The sequence below is a fragment of the Rhizobium leguminosarum bv. viciae USDA 2370 genome (assembly GCF_002008365.1).
Lineage (GTDB): Bacteria > Pseudomonadota > Alphaproteobacteria > Rhizobiales > Rhizobiaceae > Rhizobium > Rhizobium leguminosarum.
The window spans coordinates 190,791-215,225 of sequence record NZ_MRDL01000015.1; the positions used below are offsets into that span (position 1 = coordinate 190,791).

Annotated in this window: 24 protein-coding genes; 8 read left to right on the plus strand and 16 right to left on the minus strand. The window is 59.8% G+C overall.

Features of this window, described 5'->3' with window-relative positions; all coding sequences use genetic code 11:
• Positions 1 to 243: 243 nt before the first annotated feature.
• The 4 genes from BS629_RS07055 to BS629_RS07070 all read right to left on the minus strand — a co-directional run bounded on the left by BS629_RS07055 (position 244) and on the right by BS629_RS07070 (position 4,214).
• Positions 244 to 543: a putative quinol monooxygenase gene (locus BS629_RS07055; protein ID WP_018243941.1), complete on the minus strand. Its 300-nt coding sequence runs from the start codon at positions 541 to 543 to the stop codon at positions 244 to 246.
• Between the two features lie 115 nt (positions 544 to 658).
• Positions 659 to 1,459: a type 1 glutamine amidotransferase domain-containing protein gene (locus tag BS629_RS07060; RefSeq protein WP_018243942.1), complete on the minus strand. Its 801-nt coding sequence runs from the start codon at positions 1,457 to 1,459 to the stop codon at positions 659 to 661.
• Between the two features lie 227 nt (positions 1,460 to 1,686).
• Positions 1,687 to 2,442 carry an alpha/beta fold hydrolase gene (locus tag BS629_RS07065; RefSeq protein WP_018243943.1) on the minus strand — a complete coding sequence of 252 codons (756 nt, stop codon included), beginning with the start codon at positions 2,440 to 2,442 and terminating at the stop codon, positions 1,687 to 1,689.
• 221 nt (positions 2,443 to 2,663) lie between these two features.
• A complete protein-coding gene (locus BS629_RS07070; protein WP_018243944.1) occupies positions 2,664 to 4,214 on the minus strand; it encodes an ATP-binding protein in 1,551 nt (516 codons plus the stop codon).
• A gap of 470 nt (positions 4,215 to 4,684) precedes the next feature.
• Here BS629_RS07070 and BS629_RS39650 point away from each other — a divergent pair, with 470 nt between their 5' ends.
• Together BS629_RS39650 and BS629_RS07075 are read left to right on the plus strand one after the other, a co-directional pair.
• Positions 4,685 to 5,236, plus strand: a complete 552-nt coding sequence (locus tag BS629_RS39650) for a winged helix-turn-helix domain-containing protein (RefSeq protein WP_245315071.1) — start codon at positions 4,685 to 4,687, stop codon at positions 5,234 to 5,236.
• A complete protein-coding gene (locus BS629_RS07075) occupies positions 5,191 to 7,536 on the plus strand; it encodes an ATP-binding protein (protein ID WP_245315072.1) in 2,346 nt (781 codons plus the stop codon). The genes BS629_RS39650 and BS629_RS07075 overlap by 46 nt, the downstream gene beginning before the upstream one ends.
• On the opposite strand, the gene BS629_RS07080 is transcribed toward BS629_RS07075, so the two are convergent.
• Positions 7,531 to 9,264: an FAD-dependent oxidoreductase gene (locus tag BS629_RS07080; RefSeq protein WP_077988089.1), complete on the minus strand. Its 1,734-nt coding sequence runs from the start codon at positions 9,262 to 9,264 to the stop codon at positions 7,531 to 7,533. The two genes, BS629_RS07075 and BS629_RS07080, sit on opposite strands and share 6 nt — an antisense overlap.
• Positions 9,254 to 9,568, minus strand: a complete 315-nt coding sequence (locus BS629_RS07085) for a UBP-type zinc finger domain-containing protein (protein ID WP_077988090.1) — start codon at positions 9,566 to 9,568, stop codon at positions 9,254 to 9,256. Before BS629_RS07085 ends, BS629_RS07080 begins: the two co-directional genes overlap by 11 nt.
• Positions 9,569 to 10,206: 638 nt before the next feature.
• Here BS629_RS07085 and BS629_RS07090 point away from each other — a divergent pair.
• Entirely contained in the window at positions 10,207 to 10,947 is a 741-nt protein-coding gene (locus tag BS629_RS07090) for an SDR family oxidoreductase (protein ID WP_018243947.1), read from the plus strand.
• A 135-nt stretch (positions 10,948 to 11,082) separates the two neighbouring features.
• Positions 11,083 to 12,453, plus strand: coding sequence for an NAD-dependent succinate-semialdehyde dehydrogenase (locus tag BS629_RS07095; protein ID WP_018243948.1), 1,371 nt, complete (start codon positions 11,083 to 11,085; stop codon positions 12,451 to 12,453).
• Positions 12,454 to 12,927: 474 nt separating this feature from the next.
• Here BS629_RS07095 and BS629_RS07100 read toward each other — a convergent pair whose 3' ends face one another.
• Positions 12,928 to 14,151, minus strand: coding sequence for an argininosuccinate synthase (locus BS629_RS07100; RefSeq protein ID WP_018243949.1), 1,224 nt, complete (start codon positions 14,149 to 14,151; stop codon positions 12,928 to 12,930).
• A gap of 177 nt (positions 14,152 to 14,328) precedes the next feature.
• On the opposite strand from BS629_RS07100, the gene BS629_RS07105 reads away from it, so the two are divergent.
• Both BS629_RS07105 and BS629_RS07110 read left to right on the plus strand, forming a co-directional pair.
• Positions 14,329 to 15,180, plus strand: coding sequence for an SDR family NAD(P)-dependent oxidoreductase (locus BS629_RS07105; RefSeq protein ID WP_018243950.1), 852 nt, complete (start codon positions 14,329 to 14,331; stop codon positions 15,178 to 15,180).
• Positions 15,181 to 15,264: 84 nt separating this feature from the next.
• Entirely contained in the window at positions 15,265 to 15,906 is a 642-nt protein-coding gene (locus BS629_RS07110; protein WP_018243951.1) for a LysE family translocator, read from the plus strand.
• A gap of 37 nt (positions 15,907 to 15,943) precedes the next feature.
• Here BS629_RS07110 and BS629_RS07115 read toward each other — a convergent pair whose 3' ends face one another.
• The 5 genes from BS629_RS07115 to BS629_RS07135 all read right to left on the minus strand — a co-directional run bounded on the left by BS629_RS07115 (position 15,944) and on the right by BS629_RS07135 (position 20,872).
• Positions 15,944 to 16,738 (minus strand): ABC transporter ATP-binding protein, encoded by a 795-nt coding sequence (locus BS629_RS07115; protein WP_018243952.1) that lies wholly within the window; start codon positions 16,736 to 16,738, stop codon positions 15,944 to 15,946.
• Positions 16,735 to 17,613 carry an ABC transporter permease gene (locus tag BS629_RS07120; RefSeq protein WP_018243953.1) on the minus strand — a complete coding sequence of 293 codons (879 nt, stop codon included), beginning with the start codon at positions 17,611 to 17,613 and terminating at the stop codon, positions 16,735 to 16,737. Before BS629_RS07120 ends, BS629_RS07115 begins: the two co-directional genes overlap by 4 nt.
• A gap of 123 nt (positions 17,614 to 17,736) precedes the next feature.
• Complete coding sequence (locus BS629_RS07125) at positions 17,737 to 18,690, minus strand: ABC transporter substrate-binding protein (protein ID WP_018243954.1); 954 nt, start codon at positions 18,688 to 18,690, stop codon at positions 17,737 to 17,739.
• A gap of 93 nt (positions 18,691 to 18,783) precedes the next feature.
• Complete coding sequence (gene rlmN, locus BS629_RS07130) at positions 18,784 to 20,010, minus strand: dual-specificity RNA methyltransferase RlmN (RefSeq protein WP_018243955.1); 1,227 nt, start codon at positions 20,008 to 20,010, stop codon at positions 18,784 to 18,786.
• Positions 20,011 to 20,362: 352 nt separating this feature from the next.
• Positions 20,363 to 20,872, minus strand: a complete 510-nt coding sequence (locus BS629_RS07135) for an invasion associated locus B family protein (RefSeq protein ID WP_018243956.1) — start codon at positions 20,870 to 20,872, stop codon at positions 20,363 to 20,365.
• Positions 20,873 to 21,208: 336 nt separating this feature from the next.
• Between BS629_RS07135 and BS629_RS07140 the strand changes: the two genes are divergently transcribed.
• The gene (locus tag BS629_RS07140; protein ID WP_018243957.1) at positions 21,209 to 21,769 is read left to right on the plus strand and encodes a sigma-70 family RNA polymerase sigma factor; all 561 of its coding nucleotides are present in this window, start codon (positions 21,209 to 21,211) and stop codon (positions 21,767 to 21,769) included.
• A gap of 87 nt (positions 21,770 to 21,856) precedes the next feature.
• Here BS629_RS07140 and BS629_RS07145 read toward each other — a convergent pair whose 3' ends face one another.
• Together BS629_RS07145 and BS629_RS07150 are read right to left on the minus strand one after the other, a co-directional pair.
• Positions 21,857 to 22,249 (minus strand): YkvA family protein, encoded by a 393-nt coding sequence (locus BS629_RS07145; RefSeq protein WP_012759347.1) that lies wholly within the window; start codon positions 22,247 to 22,249, stop codon positions 21,857 to 21,859.
• Between the two features lie 80 nt (positions 22,250 to 22,329).
• The gene (locus BS629_RS07150; RefSeq protein ID WP_026188549.1) at positions 22,330 to 22,635 is read right to left on the minus strand and encodes a 4a-hydroxytetrahydrobiopterin dehydratase; all 306 of its coding nucleotides are present in this window, start codon (positions 22,633 to 22,635) and stop codon (positions 22,330 to 22,332) included.
• Positions 22,636 to 22,669: 34 nt separating this feature from the next.
• On the opposite strand from BS629_RS07150, the gene BS629_RS07155 reads away from it, so the two are divergent.
• Positions 22,670 to 23,170 (plus strand): low molecular weight protein-tyrosine-phosphatase, encoded by a 501-nt coding sequence (locus BS629_RS07155; RefSeq protein ID WP_077988091.1) that lies wholly within the window; start codon positions 22,670 to 22,672, stop codon positions 23,168 to 23,170.
• Here the strand turns inward: BS629_RS07155 and thpR are convergent.
• Both thpR and BS629_RS07165 read right to left on the minus strand, forming a co-directional pair.
• On the minus strand, positions 23,077 to 23,670 hold the full coding sequence (thpR, locus tag BS629_RS07160) for an RNA 2',3'-cyclic phosphodiesterase (protein ID WP_018448244.1): 594 nt from the start codon (positions 23,668 to 23,670) through the stop codon (positions 23,077 to 23,079). The two genes, BS629_RS07155 and thpR, sit on opposite strands and share 94 nt — an antisense overlap.
• Before the next feature lie 68 nt (positions 23,671 to 23,738).
• Entirely contained in the window at positions 23,739 to 24,383 is a 645-nt protein-coding gene (locus BS629_RS07165) for an arylesterase (protein ID WP_018243961.1), read from the minus strand.
• Between the last annotated feature and the right edge of the window lie 52 nt (positions 24,384 to 24,435).

Below are 24,435 nucleotides of genomic sequence, written 5' to 3' on the forward strand. Positions count from 1 at the left end.
GCCATCCGTCAAGGGTGGTGCACTGCCATGGAGAGTGGGATCTACCGGAGGCGGCTTTCGGCCCGAGGCGGACATCTGTTCGTTGGATGCCGCTGCTTTGCGTCCCCAAGTCGGTCGTCTACGGCGCTAGGCCCATCCCACAAGCCGACATCGTTGGGGTACTTCCGACCGCCACAGGACAGCTTAAATGCAAGCGTTCGAATCGCACCGGTGGCCGCGGTGGTACTGTCGTGTTGCTGGGAACTATCCGACCTCTACCGCCTCCAGCACCCAGGCCGTTCTCTCTGCCAGTTCGGGAATCTTGGCCAGATAGGCTTGATAATGGGGTGTCATGCGATGCACCTCGACGGCGGCGGCGTCCAGATAGAGTTCATCGAGCACGTATCGCTCGCCATGCGCCCGGTCGCACCAGACATCCCAGCGCAGATTGCCGGGTTCGGCCCGGCAAAGCGGTGCCATGCCAACAAGCAATGCTCGTAACTCGACGGCCTTTCCGAGATGAGCTGTCAGGATGGCTGTGATCTTGGTCGGCGACTGTGTCATACAGAACGCTCCTGATGGAATGCATGAGGTAACTTGCTTGGGCGGACGAGACGTCGCGGGCCGGGATAACAGCATAGAAGGCACGCCATCACCTTCCATGCCGTGTTCCATCAGATCACGCCGAAACCGTCACCCGGTTGAGGGCCTCGACCAGTTTCGCCGCAAGAGGATGATCCGATCGCGGATTTTGGCCTGTGATCAGCTCGCGGTCCTCTATCACATGGGGGGAGAAGTCGACCGGGTTCGTCGTGACGTCGCCACCCGCCATGCGCAATGCGTCTGGCATGTTGAAATAGAGCTTGCCATGAAGGACCTGTTCTTCGATCGGTTTCTCCTCACTGGCGGAGAACACCGTCATCTTATAACCGGCATACTGCCAGCCCCTAGCGAGTTCAGACGCTTCGGAAACATCGCCTGCAATCAGGGCAGCCCGATATTCCTTTGCGTGCGGCAGTGCGGCAAGCGAGGCGATCGGCCCGTGGCAAAGAAAGGCCGTGGGTTTCCGGCGAGCATGAAAGCGGCGGAGGATCTCGCCGAGATCGGCATCCTGCATAAGATCGACGGCCGGTGCCTGACCGCCGGGTACGAAGACGCCGGCATAACCATCGATCCCGTCTTCGATGACTGATCTCAATGTCCTGATATCGTTCATCGCCCGATGGTCGTCGAAAAAGGCGCGCCCGCGCTTGTGAGCAGCTTCGTCGCCGTCAAAATGCTGTGCCGCGTCCGACACGGGATCGATGTGCGGCTTGGTGCCGTCGGGCGTTGCCAACACGATCTCGTATCCGGCGGCAACAAGAGCCATGGCTGGCACCACGGTTTCGTTGAGATATTGGCCGGTTGGGCCAGTTCCACCGCCCTGAATTTCAATCCGGGTGGCATTCGACCCAACGACAAGAACGTTACCCTTGCTCATAGAATCCTCCTTATTTGATGTGGTTAATTGGTGCCGTACGGCGGATGGTCACGATGGTAGAGCCCTTCAGGGATGTCTGCAGGCCACCTTGGCTCCGCCTTCCGTAAGCATCCATTTCGCTTCGAAGCGTAAGGCTATAACGAGGGGTGGCATCGTCTTATTCGCCTCTGTCGATCCGGATTTCAGTTGTTTCGCCCAAGCGAAAGAGGCGTGCTCGCCCTTGCCACCTATTGGGCCGCCTTCACAATGAGATCCGCTACCTCCTCGGGATGGGAGAGCATCGCCACGTGGCCGGAAGGTACTTCGATCATCTCCGCCTTTGCAGATTTCACCTGATCCCTTTGCATCTGGGGAGCGATGATCTGGTCCTGCGTCGCCACGACCATGAAAGACGGTTTGTCACGCCAGGCGGCATGGCTGACGGGCATGGTGGTGGCACGCACATGGAAACGTCCCTGCACGACGGCAACGAGCCTCTGCTCGTCCGGGGAGAGGCCGGCCGCGAAGTACCTGGAAATGCCGTCATCGCTTATCTTCAGATACCCATCCTCGTCCTTGACGAATGTCTTCCGGCTTTCCTGGTCAGGGTATTTGGAGGCGACATCGACCAGCGATTGACCGGCATCAGGCGCGTAGGCGGCAACGTAGACCAGGGATTTCACCTTCTGGTCATCACCCGCTTCCGTGATGACTACGCCGCCCCACGAGTGACCGACGAGTACGATGGGTTCTTCGGCATCGCGGATCGCGCGCTTGGTGAAGGCCACGTCGCTCTCCAGGGACTCCAATGGATTTTGGACGGCGACAACTTTCAATCCGGCCTTTTCCAGAAGAGGGATGACTTTCTGCCAGGACGATCCGTCGGCGAAAGCGCCGTGAACAAGGACAACGGTCTTGGCTTTGAGATCCGCAGCGACCGCGGCGGGAGATGTGCTTGCGAACGCCACTAGGGCGCTGAAGATAAGTCCAAGGTTTCGGGACATGCGAGTTCTCCGATCATTGATCTCGATGGCGACACGGGGAATAATCGACCAACCCAGCCTCGGACGCATATTAATTGTGGTTAAATCCTGCGATTTTGCCGTGCTTAGTCGCGTGTTGGACTATTCGGGCTTTTTCTTTCGGATCCTTCGCCTATCGGGAACTGTCGAAGCCTGCGGCAGTCGTCCGTCACCGCCACAAACCCCGGAATTGCAAGGACGGCCTAAGACGCCCGGAGCTGCACCGTCTGTCCGCCATCCGAAGAGACAGCCATGCTTGCGCGGCACTGTTGAGGCGCTTGAACATGGTACAAAGACTGGCGTTGTTCGATGGGTGCGCGCTCCCCGGAGGCAAGGAGCTTGAACGCCGCATAGGCTTTAGCGATGCCCGATAGCTTGAGGTGCGCAGGTCCTGTTCCCGGATGAAGTGAGAGGAGGGACTTGTCGATAAGATTGCCGATCGATTTGATGATATCTGCCTGCTCGAAGTCATCATCTTCCACGACCGCGAGGGCAGCATCAACGGAGAACTCGCCCGGGAATACCGACAGTCGCCTGAATACCCGTTGATCCATGTCGGATAAAAGAGCGTAACTCCAATCCATCATCGCTTCTGCGGTTTGGTGGCGTGGGTTGGCGTATCGGCTGCCCCTCCATCGCAAGGAGAGCTGGTTGTCCAACAGCTCCGCGACCCGATCTAGGCCGTAGGGGGCCATGCGGCTCGCCACAAGTTCTATCGCCAGCGGATTGCCGTCCAATCTCCGGCAAACAGCCGCTATTGCCGCTGCTTCCTCGTCGCCTAACGACTCCAGATAGCCGCCATCGACCGCACGTTCCACGAAAAGCTGAATCGCAGGCCAAAGTAGCGCCTGAGCGGCAGTCAAACGCCCTGTAGGCGGAGGAACACCAAGTGGCCGGAGAAGATATACGGCCTCGCCGGGCAAACGGAACGCTTCTCGGCTCGTGGCGAGAATATGCACACTGGCGGTACGCCTGAGCACCGAACTCACGATATCGGCCACGGTGTCAATAACGTGTTCGCAGTTGTCAAGGATTACGAGGGTGCCTCGTGGAGACAACTGACCGATGATGTCGCCGATGGCATCGCCTGCTGAAAAGGGGATCTCCAGAGCCGAGGCTACCGCTTCCAAGACGGCCGTTTCATCATCGATGATGCCGAGATCGACAAAACACGCATGGTCAAACATGTGGAGGGCGTGCGCCACCAAGATGGCCAGAGTCGTCTTGCCGACCCCTCCTGCACCCACAACGGTCACGAACCGGCGCTCAGCCACCATCTGCGAAAGCTTGGAAATATTCTCGTCTCGGCCGATAGGGTGGCTCAAACGAGGCGGAAAAGAGGTATTCGTTGCGCCGTCAGATCCATTGCAGCAAGCCTGATCGCAGCTCAAGGGCGCATACCTGTCCTCCGGCTCGGACGCCTCTTCCCATATGACGGGGGCGACGAAGCTGTAGCCGCGGCCCACCACGCTGACGATATAGCGATTACCGTTTTCGCCACAGCCGATTTCGCGCCTCAGATGCGTCATTTGCACTCTTATGTTGGAGGCTTCGACGTGGAGACCGGGCCATGCGAATGCCATGAGCTCCCCGTGAGAGAGAACCCGTCCATGATTTTGAACGAGAGCGGCAAGGACGTCGAAGGCGCGGCTGCCTATCGCAAGCAGATCGTCGCCTCGCCGGAGAACTCTTGCAGCCGGATTCAAGCGATATGGTCCGAACCCGAAATAGCCGTTCCCAGCGTGAGTTTCCATATTGGTTCCCCTCAATGGTTTTGCAATCGTAGGGCAGTTAATCCATATATATTCAGCTTCAATATTATGAGAGTTCGCTCCCAATGGGAGGTAAAATCCGGTAAATATTGGCGTGGAATGGTTTGCCGCGGCAGAAACTTCGCGCCGGCGGTCCGAGACTTTACAGGCTGTAAGCAGTTATGCGCGACGGAGGCACTGACCAGCAGACCTGTGCGGCGACGTTGTTTATTGATTTGAAGATCCAAGCATCGGGTGTTCCGTCGAGGAAAGACTGAACGGCGAGCGGTGGGCGCGGCCCTTAAAAATGAGGCAACTGGGGTCAGTTCGTCCGACAGGCCCACAGGCGGAAGGCAGACCCTCCCGTGTTCGTTCGCTTAGAGTGATGTTGAGATTGCCGCGTCCACCCGCGCGATAGTGACATTGATATCATTCTTGCGCCGGGTCGATCATCGGCACGCTAAGAGGAACACATGGTACCGACGGAACCGGATGATGTGGTGGCATTTGGTCCCTTTCGCCTTTACGGGGAGCATCGCCGTTTGTTTTGCGGTGCCGAAGAGGTTCAGCTTGGCGGTCGGGCAATGGAGATGCTCGTGACCTTGGCCCGGAAGAAGGGTGAGTTGGTACATAAGGAGGAGCTGTACAATGCCGCGTGGCCCGGCATCTTTGTCCATGAAGCCAATCTGAAAGTGACGATCGCTTCGCTTAGGCGGGCATTAAGGGAATACACTCCCACAGAAGACTATATCAGGACGTTCGTAGGCCGTGGCTACCGGCTGACCGATCAGGTCATTACCGGAGAAATCCCAAAAATTGCGGATCTTCCCGTTGTGGCAAACACCCGATTTCCCGAATTGGCCACGGTTATCGGACGGGATGCCGAAATCGCTGAATTGCGAGCTAGGATTGCCGCCAACCGGCTGACGACGATCGTTGGCCCCGGGGCATCGGCAAGACAACGGTTGCAGTCGCCACAGTGCAACTGCTCGAAGACGAAGAGGGAGATCTCATCACCTTCATAGATTTCTCCCGAGTGGCCGGCGAGGAATTCGTCATCCCTTCAGTTGCGGCTGCGCTGGGCATCAGTTCAGGTAGCCAGGATCGCCTCGACGCGATCTCATCCATCCTCGCTCGAAGGAAGACCTTGCTGTTGCTGGACACGTGCGAGCATGTGCTCAATGCCGTTGCCCATCTCTGCGACGTCATTGTGGCAAACACAAGTGATGTGAGGATTCTGGCGACGAGCCGCCAGGCTCTCCGCGCGAAGCGAGAAGAGGTCTTCTGGCTTGCTCCTCTGGAAGTTCCGCCGCCTGACCATATCCATACAGCCGAACAAGTCCTCCGTTATTCCGCACCACAACTTCTCGTCGTACGAGCGTCCGAGAAAGGGAAATACAAGACGGAGGATGGGGATGCATCTGCCGTTGCCGAGATCTGCAGGCGGCTAGACGGATCGCCTCTCGCTATAGAACTTATCTCATCCCGGCTCGGAAGCCGAAGTGCTGCTGATGTCCTCGAAGAACTTGACGATCGTTTCGCCACACTGGTCGGACGTGACCAGGAGGGACCGCTTCGTCAACAGACTCTGCTTGCGACGATGCAGTGGAGCTACGCACTCCTTACGAAGAACGAGGCAGCCGTGTTGCGTGCCATCTCGATCTTCATGGGCACGTTCGATATGGATGAGGTTGTTTGCATCGTTGTCCACCATGGTTTGGATCCAACGGTCGTCTTTGATGCCATTGCCGGCCTGCGCGCCAAGTCGATGCTGAGCGTCGAACAGATGTCAGGTGGTATGCGATACCGGCTTCTCGACAGTACTCGAGCATTCGCAGGCAATCTGCTGGAAGCCGCGGGGGAACTGACCGCTGTGTCTCAGGCCCACGCCCGACTTGTGCTGGACATCTTCACTCGTGCGAATGCCGACCAGGCAAGACTTCCGACGCGGCAGTGGCATATCGCCTACGCCAGTCGTGCGGACGATTTGCGCAGGGCCATCGGCTGGGCACTCTTTCTTCGCGCCGATCCGCTGCTTGGCATGCAGTTGGTGGCATCGGGATTGCCACTGTGGCATGAGTTGTCGTTGAGCGAAGAGGCCCGCAGCAACTGCGAACAGGCGCTCGTCGAGTTCGATCGGACTGGCTGCAGAGACACAACCCTGAAGCTCAAGCTGGTCGTCGGGCTCGCCGCAGTGAGCAGCTACATATCACCCAATGCGGAGAAGGCTATCAAGATCTTTGAAACAGCAATTCAGCTATCACGTCAGATCGGCGATAGTCGGGCCGGGTGCCAAGCCTTAGGCGCCCTGGCGAGATATCGGCTCCTGCCTGGCCACCAGACCGAAGCCCGGAAGACTCTCAGAGAATTGAAAGGGCTCGCCATGCGCTCCAATAATCGGGCGGCGCAGTGGGAGCATGAGCATCTTTGTACGGAATGGGAAATCATACGTTGCGAGTACCGGCCGGCGATTGCACGGTTGGAGAAATTGCGTCTGGAGTTGCAAAATACCGCCGATGGCACGGTTTCTCGCTTCGACCTCGATCCAAGGATCAGGACGGATACTATATTGGCCGCACTCTACTGGCTCGGATCGCGCAGGCCTGGGACTGGTTTGAATAGAGTTCAAGCTGCAGCGAGGGAGGCTTTGGAAGCCCGTCATGGATGGACGCTTATTTATTGCTACACTCACGGGGTGCTTTTCGTGCTGTGCGAATGTCAGGAGCATGCTCTAGCCAGGGAATATGCCGCGCTACTAAAGGATACGATCTTCCGTCACGGCATGCCGGCATGGATTCCGGTCGCAAGCTGCTACATTGAGGCGCTTGACGCGCTTTCAGGCGTTCGAAAGGACCCGGATGGACTAATGTCAGCGTTCGATGGGCTCCGCACGGGCCTCAAGCAGATCGGACGTCATGTTTATTATGCGCTTTTGATAAGAGCCCTCTATGCGAACGGGCACATGGATGAGGGCGTACGGATTCTCGACTATTTGTTTGAAGTGGGACCGCAACGTTCGATGGTGCCCGAGCTGCTACGTCTTAGGGCTGTCAAAGAACGATCGGTCGGCCGCGACGAAGAAGCACTTTCCACCTTGCGGGGATCTTTGACAGTGGCGGAGGAAAATGGAGCATGGGCGTGGCAAATTCGCTGCGCAACTGATCTTGCTGCTCTGCTTAGAGACCGATTGCAGATCGATGAGGCCAAGAGCGTTCTCGAGCCAGTGTATGGCCAGTTCATCGATGGGTTCGATACTCCGGACTTGCAGAGAGCCCGAAACCTTATGACGGAGCTGCAGGATCTTGGACGACTTCCGGGCTCATAGCGAGTTGCCAGACGCATCCTCAAACGCCACCGATCGATCCGCTGTTTCGCGGCTCACCGGATTGCTCGCCAGCCAGCCGTGGATCGAGTGGACCACGACTGATCCTTCGCCGACGCTGGAGGCAACGCGCTTGACGGATTTGGCTCGGACGTCGCCGACCGCGAATATGCCCGGGACGCTGGTCGCATAGGGCGAACCGTTCGGTGCGCCGTCGTGGTCGTAGCCAGTCAGGATGAAACCCCGATCATCGAGTTCGACGCAACCGTCCAGCCAGTCCGTGTTTGGGACAGCCCCGATCATCAGAAAGAGGTTCGATATCATATGTTCGGACTCTTCCTTCCCGGGTTGTCCCCATCGAACCGATGAAAGGTAGCCTTCACCGGCAAGCGAGGTGATTTCGCTGCGGGTATGTAGGGTAATCCGCGGGGACTGCATGATGCGACCGACAAGATAGTCCGACATAGCGTCCGAAAGTCCGTCACCCCGGACGAGGAGATGCACATGACGCGCCTTTGCCGACAGGAAGATCGCGGCCTGCCCGGCAGAGTTTCCACCGCCCACCACCACGGCTTCCGTGCCTTCGCAAAGCTGCGCCTCGATCGACGTCGCCGCATAGTGAATTCCCTTCCCCTCGAAGCGTTGGGACTCGGGAATATCCAGTCTTCGGTAGCGAGCGCCGGTCGCGACAACGACAGATCGGCCAAACACCACGTTGCCACCTTCCAAATGCACCCCAAACGGATAGCAAGTGCAATCGAGACGCCGCGCCGCCTCGGCGACGGCGAAACGTGCGCCGAACTTCTGAGCCTGTATTTGCGCTCGCCGGGCGAGATCCTGTCCCGAAATACCCATTGGAAATCCGAGATAGTTCTCGATGCGCGAACTCGTGCCCGCCTGTCTGCCAGGCCCAACCGCCTCTATGACCAGCGTGTTCAGTCCTTCGGATGCGGCATAGACCGCCGCGGCGAGACCGGATGGCCCGGCACCCACGATAACCACGTCATATGCATGCGAAGAGTTCAGCCGCTCCGTGATCCCGAGAGCCTCGGCAAGATCATGGTTGGTCGGCTGAGTGAGTACCCTGACGCCGTTGAGAACAACGATCGGCAGGCTATCGGCGTCGGCATGGAATGTCTCCATTGCAGCCCGTGCATCGTGGTCGACGTCAGTGTCGAGGCAGCGATAGGGATAGCCGTTCCTTTCCAGGAAAGTCTGAATGCGGACCGTATTTCCGGAGCGGCAACTGCCCACGATCACGGTGCCGCCCTCGGCGAATTCCAGAAGTCTGGCGCGCCTCAGTATAAGCGCACGCAAAATGATCTCTCCGATGTCCGGCTCGGCGTTCACCAGCCTGAGAAGCGATACGCGGGAAAGGCGGATGACAGACGTGGAAGCCGTGGTTTGCGCGCATACCAGAACCGCCCGTCCGCTTAGATGATGCAACTCTCCAGTGAATTGATTGACCTGGTGCCTGGCGACAATCGCGTGGCCCCCGTGTCCGTCGCTTTCGAACACGTCGACTGACCCGTTCAGAATGATGAAGAAATCGACCTCCCGATCACCGACTTCATACAAGTATTCACCGCCGTCGAATTGATCCCTCCGTCCGAACGGGGCAATGCGTGCCATCATCTCGGGCGTGAGGCGAGGAAACGCCTCGCCAGGTATCTCCCTTAGTTCGGCGGAAATCGGGCTATTGGCTGTGCTGAAGTCACCGCTATAGGCCATCACAAAACCTCGGAATCGGCCCGCGCCGCGGCGTTTGATCGGGAAGCACGACGAACTCTTCGTCGACGTAGCACCAGCCCCATCCCTCCGGCGGATCGTAGCCTTCGATGATCGGATGGGCCGTGGCGAAATAATGCGCGGTCGCATGTCTACCTGGCGAGTTGTCACAGCATCCGACATGCCCGCAAGACCGGCACAGCCGCAAATGTACCCATGCCATGCCGGATGCCAAGCATTCCTCACATCCCAGGGATTGAGGAACGACATTTGAAATGCCCAGCCGATGATTGCAGGACTGTGACATCTTTTCTCCTAACGACATCCGGCGACTTACTTTCGGTCATCGCCGAGTCATCCAACGGGGAATGCTCGACGAAAGCCTACCTGCGTCCGCCTGCGGCAGCCCGTTAAACAGCGCTTATCATCGTGAAATACTGGGAAACGGCGAAACTGCCGCTGGCCATATACGGAGGACGTTCGTGAAAACAACGGGCCGGCCGGTCGCCTTCAACCTGCATAGTCACAGATAACGGTCGGCAAGTGATCAAAACCGAAGGACCTTTCATCAGCCACGAAGGACTTTGCTAATTCGAGCAAGGGCGATGAGATGCCAGATTTCGCGCACATTCACCCCATTTAGCGCGCGCCGCCGCGAGCAAATGTTAACCTGCATCCACTCCAAACGACGGGAACGCATCGCCCGGACGCTCCGGCTTGCCGCCCGTGAACATGGAAAGTCCGGCAGGACGGCGCGCTGATCGGCAGCGTCATCATCTTCGACGGCGCGCTCCCCGTCGTCCGCGCACGGCGGTTGATTAGGTGCCGTGGGAGCAAGCGCTGGATCGGTGGAGCAGGACATCGCTGTCGCCGAGGCCGCCATATCCGCCGTCGACCTCAATCCAGCAGATACGCATTTCGCCACTCAGGAAAGGAGCAAACAAGATGACGACCAATATCGAAGGAAAAGTCGTGTTGATCACCGGTGGCGGCACGGGCCTGGGCGCGGAGACCGCCCAGATGCTCGCCTCGAAGGGGGCGAAGGTCGCGATCGCCGCGCGTCGGCGGGGCAAACTCGACGAGGTAACCTCCAGGATTTCCTTCTCCGGCGGCAAGGCGAAAGGCTATGAGCTGGATGTGGCAGACAAGAACCAGTTCAAATCGGTCGTGGACGCGGTTGTATCCGATTTCGGGAAGCTGGATGTCCTGATCAACAATGCCGGGCTGATGCCCATCCGTCCCATGGTGGAAGTGAACACGGAAGAATGGGACGCGATGATCGACGTAAACCTCAGAGGCAGCCTGTATGGTATCGCCGCGGTTCTTCCGATGTTCATCAAACAGGAAGCGGGCCACATCATCAACATCAGCTCCGTCGCGGGGGTCAAGGTCTTCGCGCCGGGTGGCACGGTCTACTCCGGCACCAAGTTCGCCGTCCGGGCCATCTCGGAGGGGTTGCGCCAGGAGGTCGGAAGCAAGATCAGGGTGACCTCGATCGAGCCCGGCGCCGTCGAGAGCGATCTCAAGCACACGACCAGCGGCACGTCGCAGGGCACGGTCATGGAATTCTACAAGTCGGCGATCCCCGCCAGTTCCGTCGCCAGGGCGATCACCTTCGCCATCGAGCAACCCGCCGATGTGGACATCAACGAGATCGTGCTGCGTCCGACGGCGCAGGAATTCTGATCGGCGGATCGAATCCACCGCTGCCGCGACTCTGACGATCCAGACCCCCGAACCGGGTCGCGGTGTGCGTGAACGCGCGTCTCAAGGTTCAAAGACCGGTCGTTTCCGACCCCGATATAGAAAGGAGACTATGACATGGCCTATCAGAGCGTAAATCCGGCGACCGGCAAGGTCCTTAAGACATTCGACAATCACAGCGACGCGGAAATCGAACGCGCGCTCGCCTCGGCGCATTCCCTCTACAAGTCGCCGTGGTGCAAGGGCGGCAGGGCTCCCCGGCTCAAGGTCCTGAGCCGGTTTGCCGAATTGGCGAACGAGCGCGTTGAAGACCTGGCACGCATTCTCACCCTGGAAATGGGCAAGCGCATCAACGAAGCGCGCACGGAGGTGCGCATCATCGCCGATATCGCAAACTACTATGCCGACAACGCGGAAACCTTTCTCGCCCGCGAGAAAGTTGAGACATCGAAGGGCGATGCATGGCTGGAGTATCATCCGATCGGTGTCGTCGTCGCCGTCGAGCCCTGGAACTTCCCCTTCTACCAGTTGATCCGCGTGGCCGGACCGAATCTGGCGATCGGCAATCCCGTGCTCGCGAAACATGCCAGTATGGTCCCACAGGCCGCCGTCGCCTTCGAAGAGCTGCTGGCCGAAGCGGGTGCGCCGGAGGGCGCCTGGACGAATATCTTCGCGACGGGTGACCAGATCTCCAGGCTCATCGCCGATGACCGGGTCCAGGGCGTGGCTCTCACCGGTTCCGAGGGTGCGGGCAGCATCGTCGCGGCCAACGCCGGCAAGAACCTGAAGAAGTCCGTGATGGAGCTCGGCGGAAGCGATGTCTTCGTCGTTCTCGACGATGCCGACATCGACAAGGCGGCCGTCGTCGGCGTCGAGGCCAGGCTCCGCGGATGCGGTCAGGTCTGCAATGGCGCGAAGCGCTTCCTCATCCACGAGAAGGTCGCCGACGAATTCGTGAAGAAGCTCGCTGAGAAATTCACCAACACCAAGATCGGCGACCCCATGGATGAAACGGTCGGATTGGGGCCGATGTCGTCGATCGAGGCACGAGACGACATCGCCGGGCAGGTCCAGCGCGCTGTCAAGGCCGGGGCCAAGGTCCTGGTCGGCGGGGAGGTGATCGAGGGGCCGGGTGCGTACTACAAGCCGACCATCCTGACCAATGTGTCTCGGGACAATCCCGCCTATTTCGAGGAGTTTTTCGGTCCAGTGGCGCAGGTTCATGTCATCAAGGACGATGAGGATGTCGTCAGGATCGCGAACGATTCGAACTTCGGGCTTTCCGGGGCTATTTTCACTGCAAACGTCGAGCGCGCCAAGTCCCTCGCTTCGCAGGTCGAGACCGGCTCCGTATGGATCAACACATCCTCCTTCACCGGGCCGGAACTTCCTTTCGGCGGGGTCAAGAGATCCGGCTATGGTCGCGAGCTCGCGGGCGCGGGTATTAAGGAACTGGTAAACCAGAAGATGGTGCTCGTCGCGCATTGATCGGCCTCCGAAGCCGGGCGCATCACATTGAGAGCTACCGGTGCCACGATGGGCCGCAGCCGAGCGGCCCATTTTGTTTTAGTGCCGAGGGGAGGACTAACATACTGAACCATATAGTTCAGTGTTTAACCTGATCGCGCAGGAAGCGCAAGCGTCCCGAACTTTCCGTGCCGTAGACCGGTCATCCGAGGTCATGCGCCGCGGCGGCGGCAGCAAAATCGTCTGCTGCGGGGCAAAAGCGGACCTTCGAGCTCCTGATGAACCAATGTCAGCTTTCGGCGCCTGCTCCCCGAAAGCCGTCCGCCGGCGGCCCCGTAGCGGTCGTCTATCCAAGCCGAGCCGATATCCGTTGTTGGTGCAATCCGGCCATACCAGAACGCTCTAAGAGTTTGGTCGCGTTTGCTACCTCACTCCGCGAAAAAGCCCGCGCGGCGATGCCGGCGGGCTCATATCCGGTTCGAAGGAGAACCGTGATTATTTCCCGAGGTTGCGCTTGGCGAGCGTGCGCAGGCGCAGCGCATTGAGCTTGATGAAGCCGGCCGCATCCTTCTGGTCGTAGGCTCCCTGATCGTCCTCGAAGGTGACGAGCTTGTCGGAATAGAGCGACTTGTCGCTTTCGCGGCCGATGACCATGACATTGCCCTTGTAGAGCTTCAGCGTCACTTCGCCTTCGACATGCTCCTGGCTCTTGTCGATCAGCGCCTGCAGCATCTCGCGCTCCGGCGAGAACCAGAAGCCGTAATAGATCAGCTCGGCGTAGCGCGGCATGATCTCGTCCTTGAGATGGGCGGCACCACGGTCGAGGGTGATCGATTCGATGGCGCGATGCGCCGAAAGCAGGATGGTGCCGCCTGGAGTTTCGTAGACGCCGCGCGACTTCATGCCGACGAAGCGGTTCTCGACGAGGTCGAGACGGCCGATGCCGTTGTCACGGCCGTAATTGTTGAGTGTCGCGAGCAGCGTCGCCGGGCTCATCCGCACGCCATTGATCGAAACCGCGTCACCTCTTTCGAAGCCGACCTTGATGGTCGTCGCCTTGTCGGGTGCGGCCTCCGGAGAGATCGTGCGCATATGCACATATTCGGGCGCCTCCTGCGAAGGGTCCTCAAGAACCTTGCCCTCGGAAGAGGAATGCAGAAGGTTGGCGTCGACGGAGAACGGCGCTTCGCCCTTCTTGTCCTTGGCAACCGGGATCTGATGCTGTTCGGCAAAGGCGAGCAGGTCGGTGCGGCTCTTGAACGCCCAGTCGCGCCACGGCGCGATGATCTTGATGTCGGGGTTCAGGGCATAGGCCGACAGTTCGAAACGGACCTGGTCGTTACCCTTGCCGGTCGCGCCGTGAGCGATCGCATCCGCACCCGTCTTGCGGGCGATATCGATCAGATGCTTGGAAATCAGAGGCCGGGCGATCGACGTGCCGAGCAGGTAGACGCCTTCATAGACGGCATTGGCGCGAAACATCGGGAAGACGAAATCGCGCACGAATTCCTCGCGCACATCCTCGATATAGATCTCCTTGATACCGAGCATCTCGGCCTTCTTGCGCGCCGGCTCCAGCTCTTCGCCCTGGCCGAGATCGGCGGTGAAGGTGACGACTTCGGCGCCGAGTTCCGTCTGCAGCCACTTCAGGATGATCGAGGTGTCGAGGCCGCCGGAATAGGCGAGAACGACTTTCTTCACGTCTTTGTATGATGCCATGATGATGAGGTCCGTTGCATAAAAGGCCGGCGAAAACCCGGTGTCGCGGCACTTTTAGCGAGATTGGCGCGTGACGCAAGGCCAAGTGCGACGCTGATAGTGCCGATACCGTTTGACAGCGCGAAAGCGGAGCCCATATTCGCCAGCGTCCGCAAATGCTCGAGGAGAGGCTGCCCCGTGACGAATATTCAAGACATTTTCAAGAAGTCCAATGTTGCCGTCATCACCGGCGGCGCCTCCGGCATCGGTCTTGCCGCGGCGAAATATTTCGCCGGACGCGGCATGAGCGTCGCCATCGCCGATCTCGGCGGCGATCGGCTGGCCGACGCCGCCAACGAACTCAAGGCCATTGCCGGCGAGGAAAATGTGATGGCGGTCGAGACCGACGTCGCAGTCAAAGAATCCCTGGAGGCGCTCGAGCGCGCCGTGCTCCAGCGTTTCGGCCGTGTGCACGTGCTGATGAACAATGCCGGCATCGGCCCGGAAACCTCGATCTTCAGCCCGCAGGCGAACTGGGACCATATCTTCGCCGTCAACCTGATGGGTGTGATCAACGGCACACGCACCTTCGGCCCGAAGATGCTGTCGCACGGCGAGCCAGGCCTCATCATCAACACCGGCTCCAAGCAGGGCATCACCACACCGCCCGGCAACCCCGCCTACAACATCTCCAAGGCTGGTGTGAAAGTCTTCACCGAAGCGTTGCAGCATGAGCTTCGCAACACCGAAGGCGGAAAGATCTCCGCCCATCTTCTGATCCCCGGCTTCGTCTTCACCGGCCTCACCAAGGGCGACCGCGCGGAAAAACCGGCTGCCGCCTGGACGCCGGAACAGACCATCGATTTCATGGTCGAAAGCCTCGAACGCGGCGATTTCTATATTCTCTGCCCCGACAATGACGTGGCGCGTCCGGTCGACGAACGCCGAATGGCCTGGGCGGCCGGCGATATCATCGAGAATCGTCCGCCGCTATCACGCTGGCACCAGGACTTCGCCGACAAGTTCAAGGCCTTCCTCGACCAGAAGTAATCGGCACCATCAGAAGGTTTGATTGGTAATTTTCTGAAAGCCGGGTAAGAGATCCCAGATCCTTTCCGGCTTTCAGAGTGTGTCATGGATTTCCTGCCCAGCCTGCCGACCCTTCTCGCCTTTGCCGCCGCGACGCTGCTGCTTGCGGCGACCCCAGGCCCCGACATGACGCTGTCGATCAGCCGCGCGCTGGCCCAGGGCAAGAAGGCGGCCCTCTTCGTTGTCGTCGGCACCAGCCTCGGCATCGTCGTCCACACCATGCTGGTCGCTTTCGGCATTTCGGCGCTGATCACCGCCTCGCCGACCGCCTTCCTGATCCTGAAGACCGGGGGTGCCGCCTATCTGCTCTGGCTGGCGGTGCAGGCGATCCGCTTCGGTTCGAAGCTCACCGTCGCCAAGGTCGAGGAGCAGAAGGGCACGCCACTTTCGAACATCTCGTCGGGCTTCTGGGTCAATCTTCTGAACCCCAAGGTCATCATCTTCTTCATGACCTTCCTGCCGCAGTTCGTCAGCGCCGGCGATCCAGCCGTCACCCAAAAGCTGCTCTTTCTCGGCTTCTGCTTCATCCTGATCGGCATGCCGGTCAATGCCAGCGTCGTCTTTGCCGCCGACTGGCTGGCCTCCTGGCTGCAGAACAACAAGAAAGTGCTGCGCGGCATGGACTACACCTTCGCCGGCGTCTTCTCGGTCTTCGCCGCGAAGATCCTGCTCACCCAGGCGAGGTAAGCCCCCAGACATTTACCCGATCAGCCCGCTGTCGGCCTTAGCCGATCAGCAGGGCGTCATCATCCAGCGTCTGCCCGCGCATCTTGCGGAACATCGCGATCAGATCCTCGACCTGCAATGTCTTGCGGCTGTCGCCGGCGACATCGAGCACGATCTCGCCGCCATGCAGCATCACCGTCCGGTGGCCATAATCGAGCGCCTGGCGCATCGAATGCGTCACCATCAGCGTCGTCAGCCTGCGCTCGGAAACGATTTTCTGGGTCAGGCCCATGATGAATTCTGCCATGCCGGGGTCAAGCGCCGCCGTATGTTCGTCGAGCAGCAGCACTTCCGAGCCCGCCAGCGTCGCCATGACAAGCGAGACCGCCTGCCGCTGGCCGCCGGAAAGCAGGTCCATGCGGTCCTTCATGCGGTTCTCCAGCCCGAGATTGAGTTCGGCGATCCTCTCGCGAAAATGCTCGCGCCGTTTTGCGCCAAGCGCCGAAACAAGCCCGCGCCGCTCGCCGCGCCGCGCCGCAAGCGCCAGGTTCTCCTCGATCGACAAGGCACCGCAGCTTCCGGTCAGCGGGTCCTGAAAGACACGGGCGACAAGTCCGGCGCGCGCCGCCGTCGTCTTGCGTGTCACGTCGGCATTGCCGATCAGCACCTGCCCCTCGCTTGCCAGCACATCGCCGGCGAGCACGCCGAGCAGCGTCGATTTGCCGGCGCCGTTCGAGCCGATGACGGTAACGAAGGAGCCTTCCTCGATCGTCAGGCTGACACCCGAGAGCGCCTGCTTCTGCAGCGGCGTGCCGCGCCCGAAGACGACCTTGATGTTCTTGAGGTTGATCACGACGCGGCACCTCCACGCAAACGGGGAAGGATGAGCGCCACGGTCACCAGCACGGCGGTGACGAAATTGAGATCGGACGCCTGCAGACCGATGACGTCGCTCGAAAGCGCCAGCTGGATCGCGATGCGATAGAGGATCGAGCCGAGCACACAGCCGATCAACGCGATCAGCAGACCGCGCCGCCCGAGCAGCGTCTCGCCGATGATGACGGCAGCGAGGCCGACGACGATCGTGCCGACGCCGGAGGTGACGTCGGCAAAGCCGTTCGTCTGGGCAAACAGGGCGCCGCCGAGCGCCACCAGCGCATTCGAGATCGCCATGCCGAGATAGATCTGCCGGCTGGTATCGACGCCCTGGGCCCGCGCCATCCTTGCATTGGCGCCGGTCGCCCGCATTGCCAGCCCCGCATCGCTTTCCAGGAAACGCCAGACCAGGATGAGGGCAATGACGACCAGAATACCGACGAAGAGCGGCCGCACGTAGAAATCGCGAAGGCCATGGCCGAAGAACGGGCTGATCATCGTGTCGGCATTGATGAGCGCGACATTGGGTTTGCCCATCACGCGCAGATTGACGGAAAACAGCGCGATCATCGTCAGGATCGAGGCGAGCAAATTGAGGATCTTGAAGCGCACGTTGAGCAGCGCCGTCACCATGCCCGCAGCCGCACCGGCCGCCATGGCGATCAGAGCCGCAAGCCAGGCGTTGACGCCGGCAATGATCAGCACGGCTGTCACCGCCGCGCCAAGCGGAAAGGAGCCGTCGACCGTCAGGTCGGGAAAGTCGAGAACTCGAAAGGCGAGATAGACGCCGAGAGCGACGAAAGAATAGACTAGGCCGAGCTCGACGGCCCCCCAGAATGCGATTTGGCTCAAGGCTTTCAGCCCCTTTTTGTGTCCGTTCCGCCCGTCGCGAAACGGAGCCTTTTAATACAAACAACCGCTCCCGTGCAAACGAGAGCGGCTGAATACGACGAAGGCGCTAGACGTACCGGCCGACTATTCGATGACTTTGTTAGCGCGGGAAAGCACGCTCTGCGGCAGGGTGACGCCCATCTTCTCGGCCGCAGCCTTGTTGACGACGAGGTCGCTGCCGGCGGCAGTCTTGACCGCGATGTCGCCGGGGTTCTCACCCTTCAACACGCGCACGACGATGTCGCCGGTCTGCTTGCCGACATCATAATAGTTGAAGCCGAGGGCGGCGATCGAACCGCGCGAAACCGAATCCGTGTCAGCAGTGAAGAGCGGCAGCTTGCTCTCCTCGGCAACCGCGACGGCGCCTTCGAGCGCGGAGATGATCGTGTTGTCGGTTGGAATGTAGATCGCATCGGCGCGGCCGACGAGCGCGCGTGCCGCACCCTGGACCTCGGCCGACTTGGTGGCGGCCGATTCGACCACCTTCAGGCCAGCCTTTTCGGCTTCAGCCTTCAGCACGGCGAGCAGCGAAACGGAATTCGCCTCGCCGGAATTGTAGAGATAGCCGATGGTTTTCACATCAGGCAGGATTTCCTTGATCAGCGCTATGTGCTCGGCGACCGGCGACATATCGGAAAGGCCGGTGACATTGCCGCCGGGCTTGTCCATGTTCTTGACGAGTTGGGCGCCAAGCGGATCGGACACGGCCGTGAAGACGACGGGGATGTCACGCGTCGAGGAGACGACGGCCTGGGCCGAGGGCGTCGAAATCGGCACGATGACATTGGGCTCGTCGCCGGCGAACTGGCGGGCAATCTGGGCTGCCGTCGCCGGATTGCCCTGCGCCGACTCGAAGACGAATTTCAGGTTCTCGCCCTCTTTATAGCCGGCGGCCGTCAGCGCATCGAGAACGCCCTTGCGCGCCGCATCCAGCGCCGGATGTTCGACGATCGCCGTCACGGCGACGGTGACGTCATCGGCCTTTGCGGGCAGGGAAAGGGCCAAACTGGCGGCAAGAGCGAGCAAAATCGGGCGCATGGGGATCCTCCTGAATGATTTTGGCGCCACTTTTAGGAAAAGCACCCCCTGAAATCAATCGCGGAGAATTGTAGCGAGGATCAAACTTGCTGATCAGTCGTCGGCGCCGTGATTGGCGATCATCATCGCCTCGAAGGCCAGACGTTCGGTCTTGCGCATGCGTTCGGATTCCGATTTCAGCTGGCCGCAGGCGGCAAGAATGTCGCGGCCGCGCGGCGTGCGGATCGGCGAAGCATAGCCCGCCGAATTGATGAAATCGGCGAACTTCTCAATCTGCTCCCAGTCGGAACACTGGTAATTGGTGCCGGGCCAGGGATTGAACGGAATGAGGTTGATCTTCGCCGGCACGCCCTTCAGGAGCTTGATCAGCCCCTTGGCGTCTTCCAGGCTGTCATTGACATCCTTCAGCATCACATATTCGAAGGTGATGCGCCGGGCGTTCGAAAGGCCCGGATAGGTCCGGCAGGCCTCGATCAGCTCCTTCAGCGGGTACTTCTTGTTGATCGGCACGAGAATGTCGCGCAGATCGTCGCGCACCGCATGCAGCGAAATCGCCAGCATGACGCCGATTTCCTCGCCGGTGCGGAAGATCTCCGGCACGACGCCGGAGGTGGAAAGCGTCACGCGGCGCCTGGACAGCGACAGGCCGTCACCATCCGTGGCGATCAGCAATGCCTGCTTGACGGCATCGAAGTTATAAAGCGGCTCACCCATGCCCATCATGACGATGTTGCTGACCTTGCGGCCCTCGGCAGGCATGATCGTACCCTGCGGCGCTTCGCGGTCCGGGAAATCCCCAAGTCGGTCGCGGGCAAGCAGCAGCTGCGAAAGAATTTCCTCCGCCGTCAGGTTGCGCACCAGACGCTGCGTCCCGGTATGACAGAAGGAACAGGTGAGCGTACAGCCGACCTGGCTTGAGATACAGAGCGTGCCGCGGCCCTCTTCCGGAATGTAGACGGCCTCGATCTCGACGGGACGTCCGGCGCCCCGCGGCGGAAAGCGCAGCAGCCATTTGCGCGTGCCGTCGTTGGAGACCTGCTCCTCGACGATCTCGGGACGTGCGATGGTGAAATGCTGCTTCAGCATCTCCCGCATGTCCTTGGCGACATTCGTCATATGGTCGAAGTCGGAGACGCCGCGCACATAGATCCAGTTCCAGAGCTGCGAGACGCGCATCTTGATCTGCTTCTCAGCCACACCCTTTTCCCGGAGTGCCGCCCCCATCTCCTCACGCGACAGGCCGATCAACGAGGGTTTCTCGATGTTGGCGGACGTGCGCGCCTGCGGCTTGGTGACAACGATCGCATCCATGACGGACATAGGCATTTATCCCGAATTCGAACATGTGCCGGCTCTGCGAGCCCGCGCGCTTCAGGGGGTAAGCCGGAAGACTTGCGGGCGCATGACGGCACATCGGCAGAAATTGAATGGCGGAACGGCGACTGGTATCGCGATCTGTCCGCTGTTGGCGCCGGCTTTACCATCATTTTGCCCGCGCGTCACTATCAAGCATGTCGCGCAAAAACACGCGGCGGTTTTGCGATTACGGCACGCTCAAACCAAACTCCTAAAGCGCGGCAGGCGGATCTGAAAGACCGCGTCGCGCTTTAGATGGAAACGAGAAGAGCCGGCGCAAGGCCGGCCCTTGAAATTCTGCGGCCGGAAGGACCGCCTACTTGCAGGTTTCGATCTGCTTCAGGGCAGCCGAGATGCCCGAGAGCGAATAGCTGTAGGAGGTGCCGGTGCCCTTGCGCGAAACGGCATTGACCGTCATCGAATGGCCGGTCTTCATCGCCGCGACGAGGGCCGGCTCCTGCGCCGCGTTCTCGACCCAGCCAGCCTTGTCCTTGGTGAACATCACGAAGGTCTTGTTGTCGATGACGACGTTGATCTTCGAATTTTCCTTGACCGTGTAGCCCATCATCGCCTGCGGCTCGTAGGAAATGTTCTGGCCCGGACGCTGCGAGACGATGAAGAAATTGTCGCCGTGGTCGACGCTTGCCGGCTGCTTTGCCGTCGGAACGGAAAGCACGTAGCAGACGGTGCTGCTGCCCGACTTGTAGGAGTAGGCGCCCCATGCCTGGAACTGCTGGATGCGGTTCGGCGCGGCCTGCTGCGCTTCCGCAACTCCGGCCATAACAAGGGTGAGTGCGAGAGCGGATACGATACTTTTTACAAACATGGATTCCTGCCGGTTCTTGCGATTCAAGGCCCGAAGCGATCATAGCGGGCGCCGCATAATCACGATCTGCTTTATTTTGACTTAATTCAGGTTACCAAATGGTCAACAATAGCTGCGATTTGTATCTGCCTGTGTCATTTCAGCTCGAGTGTCAATTTTCGCCCCTTTGACGGTATCGACCGCGACACCGTGCCCCAATGGCACTGATCGTCCGTTCGGCTGAATTTAAGACACAAAGATTCAGGCAAGAGTTTGACCTTTCCCAAATCCGTTGTACCTCATTAAGACTTGGAAATCCGGGACGAAATTGTTGCCGCAGGGGGCTGGTGAGGGGATATGGATGCCGAGGAAAGACAGCGTTTCGCTGCCCTCGCGAAGGCCGTCGCGAACGATCGCGACCAGCAGGCCTTTTCCATCCTGTTCGACTATTTCGCACCCCGCCTGAAGGCCTGGCTGATGCGCCAGAGGATGACATCAGGCGAGGCCGAGGAACTGGTCCAGGAGATCATGATCGTGCTCTGGCACAAGGCAGACCTCTATGATGCCACGCGATCTTCACTTTCGACCTGGCTTTTCCGCATTGCCCGCAATCGCCGCATCGACATGCAACGCCGCGCCAATACCCGCATCTTCGATGAGACTGATCCGGCCCTGCAGCCGCCGGCCGATATCGGCGCGGAAGAACTCATCGCCAATGACGATCGCGACGCCAAGATACGCGCCGCCGTCGGTCAACTGCCGGAGGAACAGCGCGACATGCTGCGCGCCGCGTTCTTCCTCGGTCAATCGCATTCGGAGATCGCCGAATCGACCGGGCTGCCGCTCGGCACGGTGAAGTCGCGTATCCGGCTTGCCTTCGGCAAGCTTCGCAAGGTGCTGGAACGCGAAAACGCCTGACGTATGTCGCCCAGAAGGGCGCAGCGGTTTTGAGATGACGACACGCATGAAACAAGCGTGTCACATCCCGGCTCGATTCGACGCGCTTTAAATCGTCTTCATCGCTTCTTCCGGCCGATCGGCGAGAACGCGGTCGGCTGCTTCGTAATGGCCCGGCCGGATATGGCCGCGCACCATGGCGAAGGCGGCCGAAAGCACGGCGATGTCATCGGAAAAGCCGATGACGGCGAAAATATCCGGGATCATGTCGATCGGCATGACAAAATAGGCGAGCGCCGCAAGCAGCACGCCGCGCACCTTTGTCGGCGTCTGCGGATCGAGCGCGCAATAGAAACCTGCGACCACATCGCGCGAGAACGGGATCTGTCGCACCGCCCGTCGGAACGTCGGCCAGAATTTCTGCCTGACGGTCTTCTCGCGCCGGCTTTGGGTGTCCTCGTCGCCCGGCAAGAGGATTTCGCCGAATTTGACCTCGTCCATCCCTGCATCCCTTTTGTCCATGCGAACATATGGTGACGGCGCCCAGTCTTTCAATCGGCCCCTTTCAATCGGCCCCATTTTCAAACGACACGTCGCGCCGCAGCCTTCTCCATTGCTTTGGCGAGCTTGAAATCCAGTTCCGTCAGCCCGCCGGCATCATGCGTGTTCAGCGTCACATCCACCCTGGAATAGACGTTGAACCATTCGGGATGGTGGTTAAGCTTCTCGGCCGCAAGTGCTGCCTGCGTCATGAAGCCGAAAGCCTCGACGAAATTTGCGAACTTGAACGTCTTCGATATCGAAGAACCCGCATCATTGAGCACCCAGCCCGAAAGCTCCGTCAGTTGCGCTTCGGCCGCCGTCCGTTCCAGTTTTTCCATTTTCATGCCATGGTCCTCTTCTCTGTCCGACAGGTTACCGATGAAACGCATCAGCATCCTCTTCGTTTGCATGGGCAATATATGCCGTTCTCCGCTCGCGGAGGGAATTTTTGGCCATCTCGTCGCCGCGGCGGGGTTGACCGGCGATTTTACGATCGATTCCGCCGGCACCGGTGGCTGGCATGAAGGCGACCCGCCCGACCGGCGTTCAATCGCCATCGCGAAAGGCCACGGCATCGACATATCGAGACAGCACGCCCGCCGCGTCCAACCGAGGGATTTCAAGGATTTCGATCTGATCCTCGCCATGGACCGCGACAACCTGGCGGCGCTCGAAAAGAGTGCGCCGCATGGGGCGAACATCCACCTTTTCGGTGACACGGCGCTGGGAACGGGAGAGGATATTCCCGATCCCTATTATGGCGGCCCGGGCGGTTTCGAGCTGGTCTACACCAGGCTCTTGACCGGCTGCTGCAGCCTGCTCGAAACGCTGGGCGTCGAGCGCGCCTCGTGCAGCGGGAACACTTCCTCGGTCAGGTAAGGCCCGCCACCAACCGATTCGCGCGACGAAAGCAGCACGAAGCGCGGTGCGGTGAAGGTTGTGGTGTGGAAGTTGCCGCGCCCCGCCAGATATTGCACGACATCGTCGAGCCGCGAGGATTTGAGCCGCGCCAGCGTCACATGCGGCATGAATTTGCGGGGATCCGGCGGCAGGCCGATACGCTGGCAGATGCGCTCGATCTCGCCTTGCAGGGCATACATTTCTGGCGATTGCGAGACACCGGCCCAGACCGAATGCGGTTTCTTCGATCCGAAGGAACCGATGCCTTCGAGCCGGAACTGGAATTCCGGCCGGTCGATCCGGTCGAGGCGTTCAACGATTTCATCGGCCGTGCGGCCGTCGACATCACCGATGAAGCGCAGGGTGATGTGGTAATTCTCCACATCGATCCATCGTGCTCCGGGGAGGCCACCGCGCAGCAATGAAAGACTCATCGCCGCATTGCGCGGAATTTCGAGGGCGGTAAACAGTCTCGGCATCACGAGCACTCCCCGAATCTTTTGCAGGTGCTCACACGGAATCACGCAATCAACAACCGCGCAAGCCCCTATTTCTTCACAGAAGAAATCGTTTCGACGAAATTTGTGACAGCAGGCTCCATCTTTTCGACCATGACGTCGACACCTCTCGCGTTTGGATGCATGCCGTCTTCGAGCTTCAAGTCGGCCTCCAGCGCGACGCCGTCGAGGAAGAAGGCATAGAGTGGAAGCTTATGTTTTTCCGAGAGTTTCTGATAGATCGGGTTGAATCGTGCGGCATAATCCGCCCCCATGTTTGGCGGCGCTATGATACCGGCGAGCAGCACGCCAATCCCACGCTCCTTTAGCCGGGTAATCATTTGATCGAGATTCTTCTCGCTCTCCTCTGGCGGGATGCCGCGCAACGCATCATTGGCGCCAAGCTCGAGAATGACCCCATCGGTGCCGTCGGGCACCGACCAGTCGATGCGCGCAAGGCCTGCCGTCGTCGTGTCGCCGGAGACCCCGGCATTGGCAATGGTGACGTCGAGCCCCTTCGCCTTCAAGGCCGCCTGCAGCTTCTCGGGAAAGCCATCGCCGGGCGGCAACTGATAGCCCGCCATCAAACTGTCCCCAAAACCGACGAGATTGATCGTCCGGGCATCGGCTGCAGTGGCAAAGATCAGCGAGACGGCAATGACGGTGAATTGAAGGGCGGCAACTTTAAATCTCATGCTGGCTTCCCTAGATTGGCGAGGTGCCGTTATGCGGCCATTCGATTACGGA

Bases quoted from the DNA above. Each gene is read 5' to 3' on its own strand.
- BS629_RS07110 (WP_018243951.1), top strand. From the start codon at position 15,265: ATGGATTTCCTGCCCAGCCTGCCGACCCTTCTCGCCTTTGCCGCCGCG.
- BS629_RS07085 (WP_077988090.1), bottom strand. From the start codon at position 9,568: ATGTCACAGTCCTGCAATCATCGGCTGGGCATTTCAAATGTCGTTCCT.
- BS629_RS07095 (WP_018243948.1), top strand. From the start codon at position 11,083: ATGGCCTATCAGAGCGTAAATCCGGCGACCGGCAAGGTCCTTAAGACA.
- BS629_RS07060 (WP_018243942.1), bottom strand. From the start codon at position 1,459: ATGAGCAAGGGTAACGTTCTTGTCGTTGGGTCGAATGCCACCCGGATT.
- BS629_RS39650 (WP_245315071.1), top strand. From the start codon at position 4,685: ATGGTACCGACGGAACCGGATGATGTGGTGGCATTTGGTCCCTTTCGC.
- BS629_RS07165 (WP_018243961.1), bottom strand. From the start codon at position 24,383: ATGAGATTTAAAGTTGCCGCCCTTCAATTCACCGTCATTGCCGTCTCG.
- BS629_RS07125 (WP_018243954.1), bottom strand. From the start codon at position 18,690: ATGCGCCCGATTTTGCTCGCTCTTGCCGCCAGTTTGGCCCTTTCCCTG.
- BS629_RS07090 (WP_018243947.1), top strand. From the start codon at position 10,207: ATGACGACCAATATCGAAGGAAAAGTCGTGTTGATCACCGGTGGCGGC.
- BS629_RS07070 (WP_018243944.1), bottom strand. From the start codon at position 4,214: ATGGAAACTCACGCTGGGAACGGCTATTTCGGGTTCGGACCATATCGC.
- thpR (WP_018448244.1), bottom strand. From the start codon at position 23,670: ATGCCGAGACTGTTTACCGCCCTCGAAATTCCGCGCAATGCGGCGATG.
- BS629_RS07100 (WP_018243949.1), bottom strand. From the start codon at position 14,151: ATGGCATCATACAAAGACGTGAAGAAAGTCGTTCTCGCCTATTCCGGC.
- BS629_RS07150 (WP_026188549.1), bottom strand. From the start codon at position 22,635: ATGAAAATGGAAAAACTGGAACGGACGGCGGCCGAAGCGCAACTGACG.
- BS629_RS07055 (WP_018243941.1), bottom strand. From the start codon at position 543: ATGACACAGTCGCCGACCAAGATCACAGCCATCCTGACAGCTCATCTC.
- BS629_RS07140 (WP_018243957.1), top strand. From the start codon at position 21,209: ATGGATGCCGAGGAAAGACAGCGTTTCGCTGCCCTCGCGAAGGCCGTC.
- BS629_RS07065 (WP_018243943.1), bottom strand. From the start codon at position 2,442: ATGTCCCGAAACCTTGGACTTATCTTCAGCGCCCTAGTGGCGTTCGCA.
- BS629_RS07080 (WP_077988089.1), bottom strand. From the start codon at position 9,264: ATGGCCTATAGCGGTGACTTCAGCACAGCCAATAGCCCGATTTCCGCC.
- BS629_RS07135 (WP_018243956.1), bottom strand. From the start codon at position 20,872: ATGTTTGTAAAAAGTATCGTATCCGCTCTCGCACTCACCCTTGTTATG.
- rlmN (WP_018243955.1), bottom strand. From the start codon at position 20,010: ATGTCCGTCATGGATGCGATCGTTGTCACCAAGCCGCAGGCGCGCACG.
- BS629_RS07145 (WP_012759347.1), bottom strand. From the start codon at position 22,249: ATGGACGAGGTCAAATTCGGCGAAATCCTCTTGCCGGGCGACGAGGAC.
- BS629_RS07155 (WP_077988091.1), top strand. From the start codon at position 22,670: ATGAAACGCATCAGCATCCTCTTCGTTTGCATGGGCAATATATGCCGT.